Origin of the sequence: Pseudomonas sp. PDM21, from assembly GCF_014852505.2 — a bacterium.
Taxonomy (GTDB): Bacteria; Pseudomonadota; Gammaproteobacteria; order Pseudomonadales; family Pseudomonadaceae; genus Pseudomonas.
The window spans coordinates 5,947,754-5,967,791 of record NZ_CM181223.1 but is presented as its reverse complement, the minus strand read 5'-3'; the positions used below and the strand labels follow the sequence as shown (position 1 = coordinate 5,967,791).

At 66.9% G+C, this 20,038-nt stretch carries 16 protein-coding genes; 6 read left to right on the top strand and 10 right to left on the bottom strand.

Going from position 1 to position 20,038, the window contains the following annotated elements; genetic code table 11:
- The first annotated feature begins 129 nt into the window (after positions 1–129).
- Both IB275_RS27595 and IB275_RS27590 read left to right on the top strand, forming a co-directional pair.
- The gene (locus IB275_RS27595; protein ID WP_192293645.1) at positions 130–1,686 is read left to right on the top strand and encodes an ArnT family glycosyltransferase; all 1,557 of its coding nucleotides are present in this window, start codon (positions 130–132) and stop codon (positions 1,684–1,686) included.
- Positions 1,686–2,924, top strand: a complete 1,239-nt coding sequence (locus IB275_RS27590) for a metallophosphoesterase family protein (RefSeq protein ID WP_192293011.1) — start codon at positions 1,686–1,688, stop codon at positions 2,922–2,924. The genes IB275_RS27595 and IB275_RS27590 overlap by 1 nt, the downstream gene beginning before the upstream one ends.
- A gap of 1 nt (position 2,925) precedes the next feature.
- Here IB275_RS27590 and IB275_RS27585 read toward each other — a convergent pair whose 3' ends face one another.
- Entirely contained in the window at positions 2,926–3,462 is a 537-nt protein-coding gene (locus IB275_RS27585; RefSeq protein ID WP_192293009.1) for a metal-dependent hydrolase, read from the bottom strand.
- A 51-nt stretch (positions 3,463–3,513) separates the two neighbouring features.
- On the bottom strand, positions 3,514–5,079 hold the full coding sequence (locus IB275_RS27580; RefSeq protein WP_192293007.1) for an AhpA/YtjB family protein: 1,566 nt from the start codon (positions 5,077–5,079) through the stop codon (positions 3,514–3,516).
- Between the two features lie 234 nt (positions 5,080–5,313).
- Here IB275_RS27580 and serB point away from each other — a divergent pair, with 234 nt between their 5' ends.
- On the top strand, positions 5,314–6,525 hold the full coding sequence (gene serB / locus IB275_RS27575) for a phosphoserine phosphatase SerB (RefSeq protein ID WP_138524114.1): 1,212 nt from the start codon (positions 5,314–5,316) through the stop codon (positions 6,523–6,525).
- A gap of 70 nt (positions 6,526–6,595) precedes the next feature.
- Here serB and IB275_RS27570 read toward each other — a convergent pair whose 3' ends face one another.
- The 6 genes from IB275_RS27570 to IB275_RS27545 all read right to left on the bottom strand — a co-directional run bounded on the left by IB275_RS27570 (position 6,596) and on the right by IB275_RS27545 (position 15,060).
- On the bottom strand, positions 6,596–8,680 hold the full coding sequence (locus IB275_RS27570) for an EAL domain-containing response regulator (RefSeq protein ID WP_192293005.1): 2,085 nt from the start codon (positions 8,678–8,680) through the stop codon (positions 6,596–6,598).
- A gap of 65 nt (positions 8,681–8,745) precedes the next feature.
- Positions 8,746–10,554: a cyclic-di-GMP receptor FimW-related protein gene (locus IB275_RS27565; protein ID WP_192293003.1), complete on the bottom strand. Its 1,809-nt coding sequence runs from the start codon at positions 10,552–10,554 to the stop codon at positions 8,746–8,748.
- A 128-nt stretch (positions 10,555–10,682) separates the two neighbouring features.
- Positions 10,683–11,660, bottom strand: coding sequence for an HPP family protein (locus IB275_RS27560; RefSeq protein ID WP_192293001.1), 978 nt, complete (start codon positions 11,658–11,660; stop codon positions 10,683–10,685).
- 75 nt (positions 11,661–11,735) lie between these two features.
- Positions 11,736–12,605 (bottom strand): archaetidylserine decarboxylase, encoded by an 870-nt coding sequence (gene asd, locus IB275_RS27555; protein ID WP_192292999.1) that lies wholly within the window; start codon positions 12,603–12,605, stop codon positions 11,736–11,738.
- Between the two features lie 3 nt (positions 12,606–12,608).
- Complete coding sequence (rhdA, locus tag IB275_RS27550) at positions 12,609–13,421, bottom strand: thiosulfate sulfurtransferase (RefSeq protein WP_192292997.1); 813 nt, start codon at positions 13,419–13,421, stop codon at positions 12,609–12,611.
- Positions 13,422–13,536: 115 nt separating this feature from the next.
- Complete coding sequence (locus tag IB275_RS27545) at positions 13,537–15,060, bottom strand: HDOD domain-containing protein (RefSeq protein ID WP_225601724.1); 1,524 nt, start codon at positions 15,058–15,060, stop codon at positions 13,537–13,539.
- 121 nt (positions 15,061–15,181) lie between these two features.
- Here IB275_RS27545 and motA point away from each other — a divergent pair, with 121 nt between their 5' ends.
- Positions 15,182–16,033, top strand: a complete 852-nt coding sequence (motA, locus tag IB275_RS27540) for a flagellar motor stator protein MotA (RefSeq protein ID WP_081515523.1) — start codon at positions 15,182–15,184, stop codon at positions 16,031–16,033.
- 15 nt (positions 16,034–16,048) lie between these two features.
- A complete protein-coding gene (gene motB, locus IB275_RS27535) occupies positions 16,049–17,098 on the top strand; it encodes a flagellar motor protein MotB (protein WP_192292995.1) in 1,050 nt (349 codons plus the stop codon).
- A gap of 97 nt (positions 17,099–17,195) precedes the next feature.
- Here the strand turns inward: motB and rsgA are convergent, their stop codons facing one another.
- Entirely contained in the window at positions 17,196–18,227 is a 1,032-nt protein-coding gene (gene rsgA / locus IB275_RS27530) for a small ribosomal subunit biogenesis GTPase RsgA (RefSeq protein ID WP_184595179.1), read from the bottom strand.
- 89 nt (positions 18,228–18,316) lie between these two features.
- Here rsgA and orn point away from each other — a divergent pair, with 89 nt between their 5' ends.
- Positions 18,317–18,859, top strand: coding sequence for an oligoribonuclease (orn, locus tag IB275_RS27525; protein WP_192292993.1), 543 nt, complete (start codon positions 18,317–18,319; stop codon positions 18,857–18,859).
- A 99-nt stretch (positions 18,860–18,958) separates the two neighbouring features.
- On the opposite strand, the gene queG is transcribed toward orn, so the two are convergent.
- A complete protein-coding gene (queG, locus tag IB275_RS27520) occupies positions 18,959–20,020 on the bottom strand; it encodes a tRNA epoxyqueuosine(34) reductase QueG (protein WP_192292991.1) in 1,062 nt (353 codons plus the stop codon).
- Positions 20,021–20,038: the final 18 nt, after the last annotated feature.

Below are 20,038 nucleotides of genomic sequence, written 5' to 3'. Positions count from 1 at the left end.
GCTTGTGCAGGTTAATGGCGCCCGGACGTTTTCCGCGCGGAACCTGCGAGAGACTCGCGCGTGTCGTCACTCCCTCAACTTTCCGGTGTTCAGGCGGAGTCCGCCCTGAGTCGTCAGACGCTTTGCGTGATGCTGGCGGCGCTGATGCTGTTCCTGCTCGGTGTGCAGGGCGATGCCTTCGTCGGCTTCGACTCGCGCTTCGTGCTGTTCGCGCGCGAAATGCTGCGCCACGGGCCGGGCTGGTTCCCGACCACCTACGGCGCGCCCTATCCGGACTATCCGGCCACCTCGACCTTCCTGACCTACCTGCTCTCGCTGCCACTGGGGCGGGTCACCGAATTCACCGCCTGGCTGCCCACCGCCCTGGCCGGGGCGATCTGCACCGGCGTTGTGTATCGCCTCGTGGCTCCGTTCTCGCGCTCCTGGGCGCTGGTCAGCGTGGCGATGCTGCTGCTGACCGCCACCTTCGTCAGCGAAACGCGGGCCGTGTCCCTTGACCTGATGGTGGCGGCCGTCGGCCTGCTGGCCTTCTACGTTGCCTTCCATGCCGAGCGCCATGGCGTGCCAGGCTTGCTGCTGCGCCTGCTGCCGTTGCTGCTGCTCGGTTTCGCCCTGCGCGGCCCGTTGGGGCTGGTGGTGCCGGCGGGCATGGTGTGCAGTCAACTGCTGCTGGACCGGCGCTGGAAGCCGCTGTTCGCCTTCTCGGCGAGCGCGCTGGCGTTGCTGATCCTCTGCGTCTTCGCGCTGATTGCCCTGGCGCGCTCGGCGGGTGGCGAAGCCTTCGTCCAGGACGTCCTGCAGATGCAGGTGATCGGTCGTCTGGACGGCTCCGCCGGCTCCAGCGATGCGCTGTATTACTTCCGCAGCTCCCTGGGCAACTACGCGCTGGCCTTCCCGTTGGCGCTGCCGGCGCTGGCGCTGCTCTGGCAGCGTCGCCGCGAGCCGGCGTTCCGCCTGGTGGCGGGCTGCGCCCTGGCGGCGCTGGTGGTCATGGTCGGGCTGTCGGTGCCGCAGGCCAAGAAGGCCCGCTACATCATCGCGCTGGCGCCACTGGCCGCCATTATTGCCGGCTACCCGTTCATGGTCGCCGGCAGCCGCCTGGCACAGGTGCTGCGCGGTTTGCTGCGGGCGCTGTGGCTGGCCTTGCCGGTCCTGCTGCTGGCGGGTTTGTGGTTGGCCTGGAAGCGTTATCCGCAGGAGCTTGCCGCGCTGGGCTGGCGCCTGCCAGCGTGCATCGTGGTGCTCGCCGCGCTGCTGGTTTTCGGTGCACTGCGCTGGCGACATCCGCCAGCACTGGCGCTGGCCGCCGCGCTCGCGCTTTGGGCCGGCTACATCCTGGTCTTCGAACCGATGGAGCACCGTCTGTACGACAGCCAGGCGTTTTCCCGCGAGGTGCTGCGCCAGCTCGACGCACAGCCCGCCCCCCTGGTGCTCTATGGCATGGCGCCGGACGCGCAGGCGATCAAGCTGATGGTCAACCTCGACCGCGACCTGAAGCCGCTGTTCCTCGACCGCCCTGAGCAGTTGGCGGCGCAGGGCGGCCCGTTCTACCTGATGATCCAGGCGCGCGATGCCGAGCGCGTAGCCGCCACCCAGCCGGCGGCCTCCCAGCTGTTGTTCGAAGGCAGTTTCGACAAGGAAACCTTCCGCCTGCTGCGCCTTCCCGGAGTGGGCTCCAAGCCGTGATGAAAGCACTGACACCCTTGCTTGCCGGCTGCCTGTTGCTGGGCGGCTGCGGCGATTCCGATACCCAGGATGTGGTCGAGCGGGACCAGGCGTTCTTCCGCCAGCACCCCTTGCCAGCGCTGGAGATCGCCTCCGGCGGCGGCAGCTTCGTGCTGCCCTTGTTGCCCGATACCCAGTTCTACGCGGAGAACAATCACCGCAAGCGTCACCTGTTCCGCAGCGAACAGCGCTTCCCCGACCTGCCGTACCAGCCGGCGCTGGCGTTCTTCGCGCAGACTTTCTGGCTGGCCAAGTACGCCGAGGTACTGCAGGTCCCGCTGGTGGTGCACCTGGGCGACGTGGTGGAAAACGCCGGTGTCGCCACCCAGTGGCAGACCGCCAGCGGCGCCATGCGCACGCTGGAGGAGCGCGGCGTGCCCTATAGCATCGCCACGGGCGAACGTGACGTACACGAAGAGGCCAGCACGGATGACCGTCGCTCCTTCCTCGACCGCTTCGCGGATCACTTCGGCCCCGAGCGCGCCGCCTGGCAGAGTACCTACGTCGGCAGCGACCCCAAGGGCCTGAGCCAGGTGCACCTGTTCCAGCGCTACGGCCAGTCGTTCCTGCTGCTGGCGCTGGACTGGAGCCCTTCCGAGGCCACCCTGACGTGGGCGCAGAGCGTCATCGACGAGCATCCCCATGTGCCGGTGATTCTCGCCTCGCACAGCATCCTGCGGCGTAGCGCCGGAGGCGTGGCGGAACTGTCCCGCGAAGACAACGCCAGCGGCGCACTGCTATGGGACCGGCTGATTCGCCGTAACGACCAGGTATTCCTCACCCTGAACGCCCATGCCGATGGCGCGGCGCACACGCGGATGCTCAACGACCTGGGGCACAGCGTGGACATGGTGATGGTCGACTACCAGCACCAGTACCTGGGTGGTAACGGCCTGCTGCAGCTGCTGGAACTGGACCTGCGGCGCAACAGCCTCGCCGGGTTGTCGCTGTCGCCCTGGGTGCTGTGGAAGCGTCAGGTCTACCCGCAGGCCTACAAGCCCTGCGCGACGCCCCAGGCCCTGCATGATTGCGATCAGCTGATGCCGGAGGACTCTCCCGGCTGGGACAACCGCTTCCAGATCGAGCTGGATTACCAGGCGCGGTTCAGCAGCTTCCAGGGCTACACCGCGCAGCTGCCTTTGCCGAGCACGCAGGCGCCGTTACTGGAGCAGCTTCAGGTGCAGTTGGGCAAGCGCTGAGTCAGCCGTTGCGACGCAGGACGCGGCGCAGACCGATACCGCCCAGCGCCACGCCCAGGCAGGGCAGCCAGACCCAGCGCGCCTCCGAGATCAGCACCTCCAGCCCGCGCGGGCTGAGGAAGCGCGACAGGCCGATGGGCGAGACTTCGATGGGGTGCAGCGGCAGGAAGTAGCGCTGATCGCTCCACGGCCAGAACCAGGCGACGCCCAGGCCGCCGTCGGTCATCGCATCCAGCACGCTGTGAGATGCGGTGGCGAGTCCCACCCACAGGCCGGCCTTCAGCGGGCCGCTGCTCAGCAGGCGGCAGCACAGCGCTCCGAGCACACCCATGCACGCCGCGAACAGCAGGGAATGGCTGAAGCCGCGATGACCGAAGGCATCGTTATAGGCAATGCCCAACTTGAAGGCGACCACATCAAGGTCGGGCAGGCAGGCGGCGAGCATGCCGGCCAACAGCAGGCGCGGTGGGATGAAGCGTGAGCCGAGCGCAAGGCCCACGGCGAGCGCGGGCAGGGGATGGGTGATCAGGGTGGTCATGGAATCCTTTCCACGAGGGGCCAGGCGGCCCCACCTCTCATTCTATTGGTGTCAGGTGGTGCGCAGGGCGCGCATGCGCGAGAGCTGGCGTTCGAGCATGGAAGGATAAGGTTCCTTCAGCCATTCCACACAGCAGGCATTTTCCGGGCTGGCGATAGGGCGAATACGTGCGCGCTCGCGGACTTTTTCATCGTCGCCGATGGATTTCTCCACCAGCAGCAGGTTGCGGCTGTGCTGGCTCAGGGCCAGGGCATCCTGGGCGGAAGAATCCTGCAGCAGCTCGGCCTGTTCCAGGTCGGCGACGTCCTCGCCCAGCACCAGGCCCAGCTGCAGTTGCAGGGTGATGCCGCTGTCGGCCACCTCGATCTGCAGGGCATGGCCCAGGGCGCGCATCAGCTCGCCGCAGCACAGGGCATTGGTGAGGAATTCCTCGTCCTGGTCGCGACTGTGGAAGAGGATCAGGCTGCCACCGTCGCTGAGGGTGTAGAGCGTGCCCTTGTACAGGCGCGCGGCTTGCTCCAGGCAGTCGCGGTAGCGCTGCAGCAGGTCGACCAGGCGAGCGCGCGGCAGTCGGCGCAGCTGTTCCTGGGCGCCCAGTTGCACGGCCAGCACCGCGCTGGTGCCAGCGGAAACCGGCTCCGGCTCGGCTTCAGGTTCTTCTTCGACGCCGATCTCGTCTTCGGCTTCCTCTTCCGTCACCGCCTCGAATTCTTCCTCGGGGAAGTCCTCATCGGAGTCGGCCTTGCGGCGCGCGGCGGGCGCGAGCAGTTCGTCGTCGGAGAAGATGTTCTCGTCGAATTCGTGTTCGTCGGTGGCACCGACGGCTTCCAGAGACGGTTCCCTGGCCACGGGCTTGCCAGCCTTGGCCGGCGCTTTCGGGCGCGGCGCAGAGGGGCTGACCACTGGCTCGGGGGCCGGCGGCTTCTCCGGCGCCAGGCGCGCCTGGAGCTGGCGGGCGAGGTCGCCGATCTCGTTCTGCAGGCCGGCGCCCGGCGCGCTGTCGTCCGGATCGCGCAGCCAGACACGAAGCTGTAACAGCGGTGTGGAAATCTGCCGCCCCAGGCGCAGGCCGAAGGTCAGGGTGAGCAGCAGCAGGATCAGGCTGATCAGTCCCATGCTCTGCAGGCTGACGGTCATCGGCTGCTCGAACTGGTGCATGTCGAGGCTGATGCGCAGGTGACCGGCGATCACCTCCTGGAAGGTGATGGGCGTGGAGTACAGGCCCTCGGCGTCGCCCAGCAGGCCCTGCTTGGGCCGCGTGCCGGATTCGGCAAGGATGCGGTTGTCCACGCTGTAGATGGCCGCGTGGGCCACCAGCGGGTTCTTGGTCAGGTTGTTGAGCAGCACGTTGAGGCTGAGGATGTCGTTGGACACCAGCAGCTCGGTGGCCGACTGCGCGGTCTGCGTGGTCAGGCTCTGGCCAAGGGCGTCGGCCTGCTGCTGCATGGCCTGCTTGAACTGCAGGCCCATCACGCAGGCGTAGATCACCAGGGCCGTGGCCACCAGCAGCAAGCTGTGGACAGCGATGCGCAGGGCAATCGGCACGCGGCGCTGGCGCAGGGCGTGGAAGAGCAGCAGGAAGAAATTGTCGGGCTTGACGGAGGTGGGCCGGGTCACAGCGGGCTCGGTCTTCTTTAGGGCAGATGCGGGGCAGTATAACGAGGCCCTACCGGGGGGCAAAGCGCCGCAGGCGCTGTCAAGGCGGCGAAAGTCTGCGCGTCGTGTCGATCTGCCGCGCATTCCGATCGGCGGTGCCGTCTCTTGATCCGTGGGCAGGCAGGCGAGCGGAGCATCCGCAGGCAGTGAAAGCAGGTAGAATGACCGCCTTTTTTCCATGGCGGAGACAGCGCCTTGCGCGAGATCGTCCTGATCAACATCACCGGGGAAGACCGCCCCGGCCTCACCGCGGCCATTACCGGCGTCCTGGCGCAGGGTGGCGTGAACATCCTCGATATCGGCCAGGCGGTGATCCACGACACCCTGTCCTTCGGCATCCTGGTGGAAATCCCGGATAACGAGCGGGCCTCGTCGGTGCTCAAGGACGTGCTGTTCACGGCCTACAAGCTCGACCAGCAGGTGCGCTTCACGCCGGTCTCCGAAGACGACTACCGCCAGTGGGTCGGTGGCCAGGGCAAGCCCCGCCACATCGTCACCCTGCTGACTCGCCGGGTGACCGCCGAGCAGTTGCAGCGGGTCAGCTCGATCACCGCCAAGTACGGCCTGAACATCGATCAGATCGATCGTCTGTCCGGGCGCATGCCGCTGGATATGCCGGCCGACGAGGGCAAAGGCTGCATCGAATTCTCCGTGCGTGGCGAGCCTGCCGATCCGGCTGCCCTGCGCGCCGAGTTCCTCAGCGTGGCCCAGGAGCTGAACGTCGACATCGCCTTCCAGCAGGACTCGGTGTTCCGCCGCAATCGTCGCCTGGCGGTGTTCGACATGGACTCGACGCTGATCGAGGCCGAAGTGATCGACGAGCTGGCCAAGGCCGCCGGCGTCGGCGAGCAGGTGTCCGAGATCACCGAGCGCGCCATGCGCGGCGAGCTGGACTTCCGCGCCAGCTTCAAGGAGCGCCTGGCGCTGCTGCAGGGCCTCTCCGAGGATGTGCTGGAAGAGATCGGCGCCTCGCTGCGCCTGACCGAAGGCGCCGAAACCCTGTTCGCCGAACTCAAGCGCCTGGGTTACAAGACCGCCATTCTTTCCGGTGGCTTCAGCTACTTCGCCAAGCAGCTGCAGGCGAAGCTGGGCATCGACTATGTGTTCGCCAACGAGCTGCAGATCGTCGACGGCAAGCTGACCGGCGTGGCCATCGAACCCATTGTCGACGCTCAGCGCAAGGCCGACCTGCTGCGCGAGCTGGCGGCGAAGGAAGGTCTGCAACTGGAGCAGACGATTGCCGTGGGTGACGGCGCCAACGATCTGCCGATGCTTGGCCTGGCCGGCCTGGGCGTGGCGTTCCGCGCCAAGCCGCTGGTCAAGCAGTCGGCCAAGCAGGCGATCTCCACCCTCGGGTTGGATGGCATCCTGTACCTGCTCGGCTTCCGTGACCGCGAAGGCGCCTGACCAGCGCTGATCGACGCCGGAATGAAAAAGCCGCCCCTTGGGGCGGCTTTCTTGTTTCTGCCGGTCGGAATCACTCGTCCGAAGCGAAGTCGTAGTCCATCGCCTGGCTCGGCCCCTGCAGGTAGCGGCCCTGGATGTAGTTGGCGCCGGCCTGCCACAGGGTGGCCAGCGCGGTGGCGCTTTCCACCATGGGCACGATGGTCAGCTTGGCCTGGGCGTGCAGGCTGGCCATCAGGGTCTTCAGGTTTTCCTGGTTCTCCGGGATGTTCAGGTCTTGCACGTAGGAGCCGTCGACCTTCACGAAGTCGACGTTCATGTGCTTGAGCGTGTTGAACGGGTTGAGCGCGCAGCCGAACTGGCAGAGTGCGATCTGGCAGTGCAGCTCGGCCAGGCCCTGGCTCAGCACCTTGGCCTGGCGCAGGAAGGCGATGGCGTCCGGTTCGCTGATCTGGATGATCAGGGCGTCGGCCGGCAGGCGCGAAGCCTTGAGTGCCACGCTCAGCCACGGCAGCAGTTCCGGGTCCTGCAGGCTGGAGCTGGAGAGGTGCACGAAGAGTTTGGTCTCGTGTCCCTTGGCGCGGTGCTCGGAGAGCAGCTTGATGGAGTTGAGCAGTACCCAGCGGTCGATCTTCTCGGCCAGCCCGCTGGCCTTGGCGGCGTTGAGGAAGTCAGCCGGCGGCACTTCCTCGCCCTGCGGGTTGAGCAGGCGCAGCAGCACCTCATAGTGTTCGTGGGTGTCGCCGCGCAGGCTGATGATCGGCTGGAACAGCAGGCGGAAGCTGTTCTGCTCCAGCGCCTGGCGGATGATTGCGCTGATGTCGCCACGGTAGGCGGCGGCGGCCAGTTCATCGGCCGGGTTGAAGACCTTCAGGCCGTTGCCGTTCTTCTGTGCGACCTCGTCGGCGCCGCGGTGGGCGCGTTCGATGACTTCCTGGGCGCGGGTGGTCTTCTCGTCCAGCCCGGCCGTGCCGATGGACAGGGTGACCTGGGCGCTGCGACCGTGGATGTCGAACAGGTGGCCTTCGATTTTCTTCAGCAGCGAGTGGAAGCGTGGCGCGGAGTGCTCCGGGGCTTCGCCCGGCAACAGCACGGCGAATACGTCGTCGCTCAGGCGCGCCAGCTGGGCCGGCTCGGGGAATTGCCCGCGCAGCAGGTTTCCCAGGTCCGCCAGCAGCAGGTCGATGCTGGCGACGCCCAGGTCCAGTTGCAGCGCCTGCGCGCGGTCTAGCTGCATATAGGCGAAGGTGGCCGGCTGGCCGGCGGTCACCGCGCGCTCCACGGCGCTGTCCATCAGGTCGAGGAAATGGGCGCGGTTGTACAGGCCGGTGACCAGGTCCTGGCTGCTGACTTCGCGGAGTTTTTCCTCGAGCTGGGCGTTGTCGGATTCAGCGCGGATCACCACCTGGATGCACGGCTCGCCGTCGTAGGTGGCGGGCGAGAAGGTCATGCGCGCGGCGAAGGCCTGACCGTCGCTGCGGATACCGCTGCAGGCGAGGTCGGCGTTGTCCTCGGTGCTTTCCTTGGAGAGATGGTAGCCCTTGAGGAAGTCCTTGAAATTGGCCTGGTCGCAGCCGGCGATCAGGTCGATCATCGGCATGCCTTCCAGCTCCTCGGCGTCCTCGTAGCCGAACAGGCCGACGTAGGCGCGGTTGGCGTAGATGTGCATGCCGTCGTGGACGTAGGTGATGGCGTCCACCGAGCTGTCCAGCAGCAGCTGGCAGCGCTTCTCCGCTTCGCGCAGGGCGACTTCGGCGGAGCGGCGGGCACGGCGTTCCTCGAGGTTGGCCAGCTCGCGGTTGGCCACCAGGATCAGGCGCTCGTCCTCGCCTTGCGGCAGGGCATCCTGCGCGCCGAGGGCGAGGGCCTCGGTCACGGCGTCGGACTCCGTGCCGCTGACCAGTTGGATGAAGGGGATGTCCTTGGCCTGGCGGCGGATGGCGCCCAGCGCTTCGCTCGGGTCCAGCGCCTCGGCTTCCGGGGCTGCGATCAGCAGGTCCCAGCCCTGGGGCAGGATGTCCGTCAGGTCTTCACTGGAGGTGATGCGGTGGACGCGGGTCGCACGACCGGCGTTGCGGAACAGGCTGACCAGGCGCTCGGCTTCGTTCTGCGAGTCTTCCAGGATCAGCAGGCGGATGGTTTTCTTTTCATTGGCCATGAGGAAGGCTGCTTATACCGCGCTGGACGGCAGCAAAAAGGCGACGAAAGGGAAGTCCCCGGAATCTACAGAGACTTCCACAGCGAGTCAAAGTCTTCCTCCCCGCCGGGGCCGCGAGCGTTCGGGGCTGTGATGGGCTTATCGCTCGGTGCGCCGGCTGAATCCTGTGCCTGGTATTCGAACTGGGTGAAGCTGGCGGTGGCGGTGACCTTGCGTGTCAGGGTGGCGCGGCGTTCGTCCCCATGCAAATTGAGCTGCACGCGGTTACCTTCCTGGAAGGGCAGGCGCGGTGTGATGACCGTGGCCGGGCGGGAAATCGCGGCGATCTCCGGCAGCAGCAGGGCACGCAGGTACTGGCTGCCCTGTTCAGTCTTGCGCAGCAGTTGCAGGCCACAGGGTTGGGCGAGCGGGGCGATCAGTTCGATGCCCATCTGCGTGCCGCCGCCTCGGACCTGGCGGATCCAGCGCACCACGGCGACGCTCCAGCTGTGCTCCGGGGTGTCCTGGATGCCCAGAATCTCGCCGGCCTGCAACTGGCTGGGGATGTCCTTCGGCCAGGTCAGGCAGTAGCCGCCGGGACTGTGGTTGACAATGGCCAGTGTGTGCACCGGGTAATCGTCGCGCGGAGTCTCCGCCGCCACGCCCAGACCGCTCTCGTCGGTGGCGCGCGGTGCGGTGTACTCGATCTCTTCCAGCGGCATGCCGGGTTGCCAGTCGTTGAGCTTCTGCGCGTCGAAGGCATCGGACCAGGCATCTTTCACATCGGCCTTGAAGGTCGGTATCTGCTCCTGCACCTGGATTTTCAGCAGGTCATTGAAGTTTTTACGGCCAGCGAGGAAGTAGTGCAGGGCGCTCATGCCGATGCACAGGGTCAGTTGGCCCTGGCCGGGGGTGCGGTGGAAGGTGCGCTCGGCGATGTCGCCCCAGGCTGCGGCGAGGTGCTGCAGAAGGTCGACGCTGACGCCCTCGGGCACCTTCAGGCGCGCCTGTGCTCGGTTTTCCGGCGGCAGCAGCAGGTATTCACGGATCACGTCCACCAGCGGTTGCGGGTCGATGCCCAGGCTGCCGGCAAGGTCGCTTTCCTTGAACAGGGTGCGGTAGCGCGGCGGGCCATCCACCTGCGGAACCACCACGAACAGGGTGGAGGGCGCATCGGCGGTCTGCACTTTCACCAGCGCAGCCCAGCCTTCGAGGACTTCGGCGACGCGGGCGATGTTGTTCTGGCGCATCTGGTTGCAGCGCGCCGAGCCGAGCATCAGCGCCACCAGGTAGGACTGCTCGATGGACAGGCCCTGGGCCTGGCGGGCCAGCGCGTCGCGTACCGGGGTGTGCTGCAGGCCGTGCTGACGGGCCAGTTGGTAGAGCTGGTGGAGTTCCAGCCAGAGGTTTTCCGGCACCGGGCAGTACAGCTGCGAGGCGCGCACCAGCGGACCGCAGAGGCTGCGGATGGCGCGCTGGATGGCGGCGGTCATGGTCTGGGCGCGCTCGCGGGTGAAGCGCGAGGCTTCGCGCACGACGATCAGCTTGTAGCCGATGGCCAGGTGGTTCTGCAGCGCCTGGCAGAGGTTGGCGACCTTGCGCGGACGCTCGTCCAGGACGATGGACTGGTTGAGGAAGTGGCGTTCCAGGTTATGGCAGACAAAGTGCACTTCCGGGCGGAACAGTTCCAGCAATTGCAGGCGCGTCTCGACCGGCAGCTTGAGCTGGTTGAGCTCGATCAGCCCCTGATAGAGCTGGCGGGCCGTTTCACCGAGGTTGGCCTTGGGCAGGTGATCCAGCCAGTTTTTCAGCTCGCGCGTGTTGGCGTTGCAGAAGCTCAGGCTCTCGTGCGTCGGTGTGGGGACACGTAGAAACTGCTGGGGACTGTTGTCCATGGTGGGAATGGTTTCTCCACAAGCCGGCTCGTTGTACGAACCGGCTGGTCATAACTGTCGGCTTTTTCCGAACTCTAGCAGCATCCGTCGCCCGCCGCAGCCCATCGCCCGGATGGTGCGCGGACAGGTCACGCCAGCGGTGTTTCGCCTTTGATCTGCCGTTGCAGGGCGTTCTTCGCCGAGTCCTGCGCCGTGCTGCGTACCCAGCCGTCGCCCTGGGCGATCACCGGATGGGCGGCCCAGTCGAGCAGGTCCTGGCGCCGGCAGACGCCGGTGTTGCCCTTGCCGGCGCCGGCCACCACCTTGTAGACCACCTGGTCCTGGCGGCCGCGCTTGTCCGGGTGGTCGTCGATCACCTGTCGCACGGCCCAGGCGTCGCCGCTCAGGGCGTTGCTGTAGCTGGCGCCGAGCAGGACATCTTCCGGCGTCAGGCGCTGTGCCTGGGCGTGCTCCTGGGCCAGTTGGAGGATCTTCAGCAGGTCGTCGAACTGCACGTCGATGAACGAATCCATCTTGCGCAGCGCATGGTAGAGGTCTTCCGGAGACGGGCCGGCGGGCAGCTTCGGCGAGTCCGGCAGGCGTGCCAGCGGCGCGGGGTAGCGACGCCAGGCAAACAACCCATTGAACAGGATGGCGACGAGGAGAATCAGCACCACGTTGAGCAGCACCGGGCTGAGCACGTAGTGGAAGCCCAGCGCGGTCACGGCCGGGCCGCCGGAGACGGCGGCCAGCGCGGTGGCGCCGCCCGGCGGGTGGATGCAGCGCGCGTAGTGCATGACCAGGATCGCCGCGCCCACGGCGAGGGCGGGGGTGAAGGGCTGGTCGGGAAAGAGCTTCTGGCAGATCACCCCAACGATGGCCGAGAGGACCTGCCCGCCAAGCACGGCCCAGGGCTGCGACAGGGCGCCATGAGGCACGGCGAACAGCAGCACGGCGCTGGCGCCCATGGAGGCGACGACCCAGATGGCCGCTTCGCCGGGCAGGACCCAGTGGGTGACGGCGTAGATGGCGGCGATGCCGCACAGCGCTCCGATTGCGGAGAGCCATTTTTCCAGATGACTGGTGGCATTTGCCCGCCAGCCGAACAGGTGCAGGAAGCGTTTCATGGCAGGGAACTGGCACGATGAGGCGAAAAGCGTTGGCGGGCGACTCATTGGCCGCCCGCCTTATAAGAGTGGGCGTCAGCCCTGGCGCGCGCCACCCAGGCGCTCGCCCATGCGCACGGCGGTGCTGGCAGCGAGGTTTTCCGCCCAGCTGACCTGCTCCGGACCGAACAGTACGATGGCGGTGGAGCCCAGCTTGAAGCGGCCCAGTTCGGCGCCTTTCTCCAGGTGGATCGGTGCGCGGGAAGCTTCGTCGTAGGCGAAGGACCTCAGCTCGCGCTTGGGCGGAGTAACCAGGCCGGCCCAGACGGTCTCGATGGAGGCGACGATCATCGCCCCGACCAGAACCACGGCCATCGGCCCGCGCTCGGTGTCGAAGATGCACACCACGCGCTCGTTGCGGGCGAACAGCTCCGGCACTTGCTCGGCGGTCAGCTGGTTTACCGAGAACAGGCGGCCCGGCACGTAGACCATCTCGCGCAGGGTACCGGCCAGCGGCATGTGCACGCGGTGGTAGTCCTTGGGCGACAGGTAGACGGTGGCGAACTCGCCGCCCATGAAGGGCGCGGCGCGCTCGGCGTCGCCGCCCAGCAGTTCCATCAGGCTGTAGCTGTGGCCCTTGGCCTGGAACACGCGGCCGTGCTCGATCGGGCCGAGCTGGCTGATGGCGCCGTCGGCGGGGCAGAGCACGGAGCCTGCGTTTTCATCCAGCGGACGCGCGCCGTCCTTCAGGGCGCGGGTGAAGAAGGCGTTGAAGTGCTCGTAGGCACGCAGGTCCTCGACCTGGGCTTCGCGCATGTCCACCTGGTAGCGACGGGCGAACCAGGGAATCAGGCGGTCCTTGAACCAGGGCGCGCGGCACTCTGCGGCGCAGCCGATCAGGCGCGACAGCAGGTGATGCGGCAGCAGGTACTGGGCGAGGATGAACAGACGATCTTTGAACGACATTCCTTAAACCTCTACGGGGGTGTCGGGATGGTTGCCCCATTCCGACCAGGAACCGGCATAGCCCTTGACCCGCGGATAGCCGAGGGCCTTGGCCACCAGGTAGGTGAAGCCGGAACGGTGGTGGGTCTGGCAGTGGGTGATCACTTCCTTGTCCTTGGTGATGCCCAGGTCCTCAAGGATCTGTGGCATATCGGTACGGATGCGCAGGGCGCGGGCCGGGTCCATGCCGGCGGTCCATTCGAAATTGACAGCGCCGGGTACGTGGCCGGCCTTGGCGGCGAGGACTTTCTGGCCGCTGTACTCGCTGGGGTTGCGGGCGTCCCAGACGGCCAGGTCGGCGGCGCCCAGGCGGCTCTGCAGGTATTCGCGGGTGGCGGTGGGCTCGTCGTGCAGGGTCAGCGGCAGCGGGCCGCCGGCTGGTGCCGGGGTGTCCTCGGAGAGCGGCAGGCCGTCGGCGAGCCAGGCGTGCAGGCCGCCGTCGACGTAGTGGTAGTTGTGATGGCCGATCACGTCCAGCAGCCAGATGAAGCGGCCGGCCCAACCGCCGCCTTCGTCGTCGTAGACCACGTAGACAGCATCGGGGTTGTGGCCCAGCTCGCCGAACAGAGCTTCCAGGTCGGCCTTGGCCGGCAGCAGGCCCGGTGCCGGCCCGCCGAGCTGGGTACGCGCGGGGGCAATGAAGCGGGCGCCGGGAATGTGGCCCTGCGCATAGCGCGCGGCGCTGGTCAGGTCGACCAGGATCAGGTCGGGGGCGTCGAGGCGGCTGGCGAGGTCAGCCGGTTCGATCACCAGGGGCAGGGCGGAGAAGGCGGACATGTCGGGGTCTCCCGGCGGGAACGGTGGGGGGAGGCAACGTGAGCAGGCGCCCTGGGCTACCCCGTGAGGGCGGTTAGTTTAAAGGGGACGCGGCGGGGCGCAAACCTTTCGCGGATCAGGTGCCCCGCGCCATCTGCTTCACCGCGTGCTCGATGCACTGCACGGTGCGGCCGAAGGCCTGGGCGTGCAGGTCCGCCAGCGGCTGGCCATTGCGGTCGCAGACGACCAGCATGACCACCCGCGCGCCGTTGCCCAGCGAGCGCAGCAGCAGGTGTTCGCTGGGGATCAGCGCCTTCAGCGCGCCGGGAATCAGCGCTGAGAACTCGGCCATGTTGGTCGGGCTCAGGCGCAACTGACCGGGTTGTTGCAGGAGTTTTCGCAGTACCGGGCTGGCGGCGACTTCCAGCTTGAAGTCGCCGACCCCACCGTCCAGGCCGAAGTCCCGGCGCGCCTGCAGCCAGCTGCCGCCCTTGTCGGCCAGCAGGATCATGCCGCGTTGCAGCCCGCAGGCCTGCAGGGCGTCGCTGGCGCAGTCGAGCAGTTGCACGGCGTTGCCGAACGGGCTGGGCGTCTGCATCAGGCGGGTGCAGTGCTGGCGCCATTGCGCCAGGGTGTCTGGCGCCTTGGTCGGCTCTTCGGCCCTCGGGCCGTTGAGCCAGCGACGCGCTTCCCAGGGCCAGAGTAGCGCCTCGGCCGGGTGCCAGAGCAGGGGGCGGGCGTGGCGCCGGGCGCTCTGCGCGGCGAGGCCGTGGACGGTCTGCTGCAGCTCCTCCAGCGGCATCTGCAGGTACAGACTGGTCAGGCGCTGCCAGCGCAGCATGTGCACGCCGCCCCAGGACTGGTGCGCGGCCATGGCGATGCTGTTGGCGAGAAGGATCGTGTTGGCCGGTCGGGTCAGCCAGCGCTGCAGCTCCGGGTCGGCGTCCAGGCGCTGCTGCTGGCCCAGTGCATCGTGTTCGGTGTGGGCGACGTGCAGGGCGCGCACCAGCAGGCGCTTGTCGTCGCTGAGCAGGGCGTAGCCCTGGCCGACCCAGTCCGGCAGTCGCCAGCTGTCGGCCAGTGCTCGACACAATGGTAACAGGCGGGTGCCGAGCAGTTCTTCCTCGACTTCGCTGCTGCAGCGGCCCAGGCCGTAGACCTGGCGTTGCCAGTTCTCCATCAGCTCCGGTCGGGCGGTGGCCAGCGCCCACAGTGGCGCCAGGGTGAACAGGCTGCCCCAGTGGATTTCCTGCCAGAGCCGCGCCAGGCGGTTGGCGAACAGGCCGCTGGCCTGCTGCATGGCGTGGCGGCTGATCAGCAGCAACTGGTTCAGCGCACGCGGCATCTGCGCCTCGGGCACTGCGGGCAGGCTGTCGAGCAACTGGCTGGCGCGACTCAGGCCCAGGCGGTTGAGCGCGACCTCCAGGCTTTCCGCCGGATTGTCCCGGGCACTCTGCGCGCGGTTGGCTTCGCGCAGGATGGCGAAAGCCAGTGTCGGCGCGTCCTGCAGCAGGTCGGCGATGTCACGGATCGAGCGCCGGCTATCGTTCAACGCACGGCGAATATCGTCGCGCTGCTCCAGCGGAACTGGCAAAGGCAGGTCTTCCAGCTGCGTGAGCCAGGCCTTGAGACGCTCTGGATGAAGCATTTGCTTGGGCATGCGTGAGGCGCCGAACTGGTTTTTAGTGTTTTCGGCCTATAGTCTTGCCCGAAATCTCCGATAACAACAGGGAGGCGGGAAACTTGCCTCCCTTTCTGTTCACCGTTTCAGTCCGGTCCCCATGGCAAAAATCATCGGCATCATCGTTCTCATGGCCAGCGTGCTCGGCGGCTACATGCTCTCCGGCGGCAAGATCGCGGCCATCATCCAGCCGTTCGAGGTGCTGATCATCGGCGGCGCCGCGCTGGGCGCGTTTCTCCAGGCCAACCCTGGCAGCACCTTCATGACCGTGCTGAAGAAGGCGCCGAAGATGTTCGGCAACCGCTTCACCCACACCTTCTACCTGGAAGTGCTGGGCATGCTCTACGAAGTGCTCAACAAGAGCCGTCGCGAAGGCATGATGGCCATTGAGGCCGACGTCGAGGACCCCGCCGCCAGCCCGATCTTCAGCAAGTACCCGGCGGTGCTCAAGGACGAACGCATGACCGCGTACGTCTGCGACTACCTGCGCATCATGTCCTCCGGCAACATGGCCCCCCACGAGCTGGAAGGCCTGTTCGACATGGAACTGGGCAGCCTCAAGGAAGACCTCGAACACCCGGCCCATGCGGTGACCCGCGTGGCCGACGCCCTGCCGGGCTTCGGTATCGTCGCGGCGGTACTGGGCATCGTGATCACCATGGCCTTGCTCGGCCAGGGCAGCCAGGCCGAGATCGGCCACCACGTCGCCGCGGCGCTGGTGGGTACCTTCCTCGGTATTCTCGCCGCCTACGGCTTCGTCGGCCCGCTGGCCAACGCCCTGGAGCACGATGCCAAGGAAGAGCTGAACCTCTACGAATCGATCAAGGCCTGCCTGGTGGCTTCCGCCTCCGGCATGCCGCCGTCGCTGGCCGTCGAATTCGGCCGCAAGGTGCTGCTGCCGGCGCATCGTCCGAGCTTCAGCGAGCTGGAGCAGGCCGTTCGCGGTCGCTGATAGGTCGTCTGACGCATGGATAACAACCAGCCGATCATCGTCAAGCGCATCAAGCGCTACGCCGCCGGCCATCATGGCGGTGGCTGGAAGATCGCCTTCGCCGACTTCGCCACCGCCATGATGGCGTTCTTCCTCGTACTCTGGCTGCTGTCCTCGGCCACGCCGGAGCAGAAGAAGGCCATCTCCGGCTATTTCCAGGACCCCATCGGTTTCACCGAGAGCGCCAGTCCCTACGTCATCGACCTGGGCGGCACGCCGACGCCGGCGCCGGACAAGACCCTGAACCCGCAGATCCAGGCTCAGCCGGACGCCGACGAGACGCGGATCAACCCGGACGAGAACGCCAAGGTCACTGAGCAACAGGCCCAGGACGTCGCCGAGCAGGTCGAGAAGGAGCGCCTGGAGTTGCTGCTGCAGGAGCTGCAGAACAAGGTCGACGAGAACCCGACGCTAAAGCGCTTCAAGGACCAGATCCTCTTCGAAATCACCCAGGACGGCCTGCGCATCCAGATCGTCGACTCGGACAACCGGCCGATGTTCGACCTGGGTAGCGCGCGCCTGCAGCCGTACTTCGAGGACATCCTGCTGGCGCTGGCCGAGACCATCAGGCAGGTGCCGAACAAGATCAGCATCAGCGGCCACACCGACGCCAAGCCTTACGCGGGCAATGGCGATTTCGGCAACTGGGAACTCTCGGCCAATCGCGCCAACGCCGCGCGCCGTGCGCTGGAAGCCGGCGGCTACCCGGAAGACCAGATCGCCCGCGTGGTCGGTTATGCCTCCTCGGCGCTGTTCGATCGCGACAAACCGCTCAACCCGGTGAACCGCCGCATCGACATCATCGTCCTGACCAAGAAGGCCCAGCGTGCCATCGAAGGCCAGGATGGTGGGGCCGACAAGCCTGCCGAGGGCGCCGCTCCGGGTGCGCCGGCACCCAACGGAGCGCCGGCCAAGCCGGCGGCCGGGCAGGGGGATCCGTTGCCGCCGGACCAGCTCAAGCAGAAGCTCAACCTGTTCGACGACGGCGGAACGCTGAAACTCGACGAGCTGAACAAGCAGCAGTGAGAAACCAGAAGGCCAGCTGAAAAGCTGGCCTTCTTCGTTGTGGCTGGATTACGGAGATGCTTGCGCCTGCAGGACAGGGCAAGGGGTTATCCGCCGATCAATACTCGTCTTCCGGCAGGCTCGCGAGGATGTGCCGGTAGCTGGCCATCCGCTGCGGCGAGATGCGCCCGTCTTCCAGCGCCTTGAGCAGCGCGCAGCCCGGTTCGCGGTCGTGCTTGCAGTCGCGGAAGCGGCAGTGGCCGAGCAGGTCGTGGAACTCGATGAAGCCCGCTTCCACATCGTCGCGGCTGACATGGCCGAGGCCGAATTCTCGGATGCCGGGGGAGTCGATCAGGTCGCCGCCGGCGGGGAAGTGGAACAGCCGTGCGGTGGTAGTGGTATGGGTGCCCTTGCCGGTGACTTCCGAGAGGTCGCCGACGCGGGTGTCGACGCCCGGCAGCAGTGCATTCACCAGCGACGACTTGCCCACGCCGGACTGCCCGACGAACACGCTGACGTGTTCGTTCAGCGCGGCGCGCAGGGCGTCCAGCGCCAGGCCATTGGCGGCCGAGACCTCCAGCAGCGGGTAGCCCAGCTCGCGGTAGGTGCCCAGCAGCGAGTCGAGGAAGGGTGCATTTTCCTCGTCGATCAGGTCAGCCTTGTTCAGCAGCAGCAATGGCTTGATGCCCGCGTGCTCGGCAGCCACCAGGTAGCGGTCGATCAGGTTGGCGTGGGGCTCGGGGCGCGGCGCGAAGACAATGACGATGCGATCGACGTTGGCCGCGACTGGCTTGAGCACGCCGCGCATGTCCGGGCGGCGCAGCTCGGAGGTGCGCGGCAGCTGCGCGACGATCACGCCGATGCCCTGATTGCCCGGGCGCCAGACCACCTGGTCGCCTGTCACCAGCGGCGGCAGGTTGGCGCGCAGGTGGCAGCGGAACACCTGGCCGGCGGCGTCGCCGTCCTGGGCCTCGACTTCCACCTGCACACCGAAGTGGGCGATCACCTGGCCGGTCTGTTCCGGGCCGAGGTCGCCGCCTTCCAGTTCTTCCAGGGCGCGCGACTCGCGCTTCGCCGCGCGCGCGGCGCGTTCTTCCTGGACTTTTTCGATCCGCCAGCTCTGCCGGCGGGTGAGGTGACGCTTGGCCATAGGGTATCCACAGGGAAAATCGCGGCGGAGTTTAGCATGCGGCGGCGTGCTTCCCGCTAAACTAGAGGGCTGAGCTGAGGAGCCCCATCATGCAGAACCCGCAGAACCTGATCTGGATCGACCTGGAAATGACCGGGCTGGACCCGGACAAGGACGTCATCATCGAGATGGCGACCATCGTCACCGACAGCGACCTGAACATCCTCGAGGAAGGCCCGGTGATCGCCGTGCACCAGAGCGAGGAGCTGCTCGCCGGCATGGATGAGTGGAACACCCGCCAGCACGGCCAGTCCGGCCTGACCCAGCGCGTGCGCGAAAGCACCATCTCGGCTGCCGAAGCCGAGGCGATGACCATCACCTTCCTGGAAAAGTGGGTGCCCAAGCGCAGCTCGCCGATCTGCGGCAACAGCATCTGCCAGGACCGCCGCTTCCTCTATCGCCACATGCCGAAGCTGGAAGGCTACTTCCACTACCGCAACCTGGACGTCTCCACCCTCAAGGAACTGGCTGCGCGCTGGGCGCCGTCGGTGCGTGACGGTTTCAAGAAAGGCAACACCCACCTGGCCCTGGACGACATCCGCGAGTCCATCGCCGAGCTGCGCTACTACCGCGAGCACTTCATCAAGGTCTGACTGGCGCGAATCTGCTCGTGCAGGAGCGCGCTTGCTCGCGAACAACCTCCGCTGCGGGGCTGCTCGCGAGCAAGCGCGCTCCCGCGAAAGGCCTTCGCGTCAAACGTTGTGCCGGCGCAGCGCCCACTTCACATGCTCGCGCACCAGTTCCGACGGGAACTCCCGCCGCGTGCGCAGCGCTTCGATCACCGGGATGGTCGACGGCGCATTGCCCAGCCCCACGGCCAGGTTGCGCAGCCAGCGCTCGTAACCGGCGCGGCGGAGTGGCGAGCCCTCGGTGCGGCTGAGGAATTCCTCTTCCGTCCACAGGAACAGCTCCGCCAGCGCGGCGTTGTCCAGGCTGTGGCGCGGCTGGAAGTCGCCCTGGTCGGTGGCGCGGGCGAAACGGTTCCACGGGCAGACCATCTGGCAGTCGTCGCAACCGAACACGCGGTTACCGATCAGCGGGCGCAGGTCTTCGGGAATCGGGCCCTTCAATTCGATGGTCAGGTAGGAAATGCAGCGCCGCGCATCCAGCACATAGGGCGCCACGAAGGCGGCGGTGGGGCAGATGTCCATGCAGGCCGAGCAGCGCCCGCAGTGCTCCGTGCCGTGAGGCTGGTCCACCGGCAGCGGAAGGTCGGTGAACAGCTCGCCGAGAAAGAAGTAGCTGCCGGCCTTGCGGTTGAGCACCAGGGTGTTCTTGCCGATCCAGCCCAGGCCCGATTGCTCGGCGATGGCCTTCTCCAGCACAGGCGCGCTGTCGACGAAGGCGCGGAAACCGAACGGCCCGACCCGTTGCTGGATGCGTTCGGCCAGTTGCTGCAGGCGCTTGCGGATCAGCTTGTGGTAGTCGCGGCCCAGCGCGTAGCGCGAGACATAGGCCTTCTGCGGATCACCCAGAACCTGCGCCATGCGTGTGTCGCCGGGCAGATAGTCCATGCGCAGCGACACCACCCGCAGGGTGCCGGGCACCAGTTCGTCGGGCCGCCAGCGCTTGCTGCCGTGGGCGCCCATGTAGTCCATTTCGCCGTGGTAACCCGCCTCCAGCCAGCGCTGCAGGTGTTCGCCGTGGGCCTCGAGATCGAGCCCGCTGATGCCAACCTGCTGGAAGCCGAGTTCGCGCCCCCAGTCCTTGATGGAGAGGGCGAGGTCGGCATAGTCGAGTGTCGAATCGTGCATGGAAGGCGAGAAAGGGAA

Excerpts from the sequence above, each read along its gene's own strand:
- IB275_RS27570 (WP_192293005.1), bottom strand. The coding sequence starts at position 8,680 with ATGGCCAATGAAAAGAAAACCATCCGCCTGCTGATCCTGGAAGACTCG.
- IB275_RS27565 (WP_192293003.1), bottom strand. The coding sequence starts at position 10,554 with ATGGACAACAGTCCCCAGCAGTTTCTACGTGTCCCCACACCGACGCAC.
- asd (WP_192292999.1), bottom strand. The coding sequence starts at position 12,605 with ATGTCGTTCAAAGATCGTCTGTTCATCCTCGCCCAGTACCTGCTGCCG.
- IB275_RS27590 (WP_192293011.1), top strand. The coding sequence starts at position 1,686 with ATGAAAGCACTGACACCCTTGCTTGCCGGCTGCCTGTTGCTGGGCGGC.
- IB275_RS27595 (WP_192293645.1), top strand. The coding sequence starts at position 130 with ATGCTGGCGGCGCTGATGCTGTTCCTGCTCGGTGTGCAGGGCGATGCC.
- motB (WP_192292995.1), top strand. The coding sequence starts at position 16,049 with ATGGATAACAACCAGCCGATCATCGTCAAGCGCATCAAGCGCTACGCC.
- motA (WP_081515523.1), top strand. The coding sequence starts at position 15,182 with ATGGCAAAAATCATCGGCATCATCGTTCTCATGGCCAGCGTGCTCGGC.
- orn (WP_192292993.1), top strand. The coding sequence starts at position 18,317 with ATGCAGAACCCGCAGAACCTGATCTGGATCGACCTGGAAATGACCGGG.
- rhdA (WP_192292997.1), bottom strand. The coding sequence starts at position 13,421 with ATGTCCGCCTTCTCCGCCCTGCCCCTGGTGATCGAACCGGCTGACCTC.
- queG (WP_192292991.1), bottom strand. The coding sequence starts at position 20,020 with ATGCACGATTCGACACTCGACTATGCCGACCTCGCCCTCTCCATCAAG.
- IB275_RS27560 (WP_192293001.1), bottom strand. The coding sequence starts at position 11,660 with ATGAAACGCTTCCTGCACCTGTTCGGCTGGCGGGCAAATGCCACCAGT.
- rsgA (WP_184595179.1), bottom strand. The coding sequence starts at position 18,227 with ATGGCCAAGCGTCACCTCACCCGCCGGCAGAGCTGGCGGATCGAAAAA.
- IB275_RS27545 (WP_225601724.1), bottom strand. The coding sequence starts at position 15,060 with ATGCCCAAGCAAATGCTTCATCCAGAGCGTCTCAAGGCCTGGCTCACG.
- IB275_RS27585 (WP_192293009.1), bottom strand. The coding sequence starts at position 3,462 with ATGACCACCCTGATCACCCATCCCCTGCCCGCGCTCGCCGTGGGCCTT.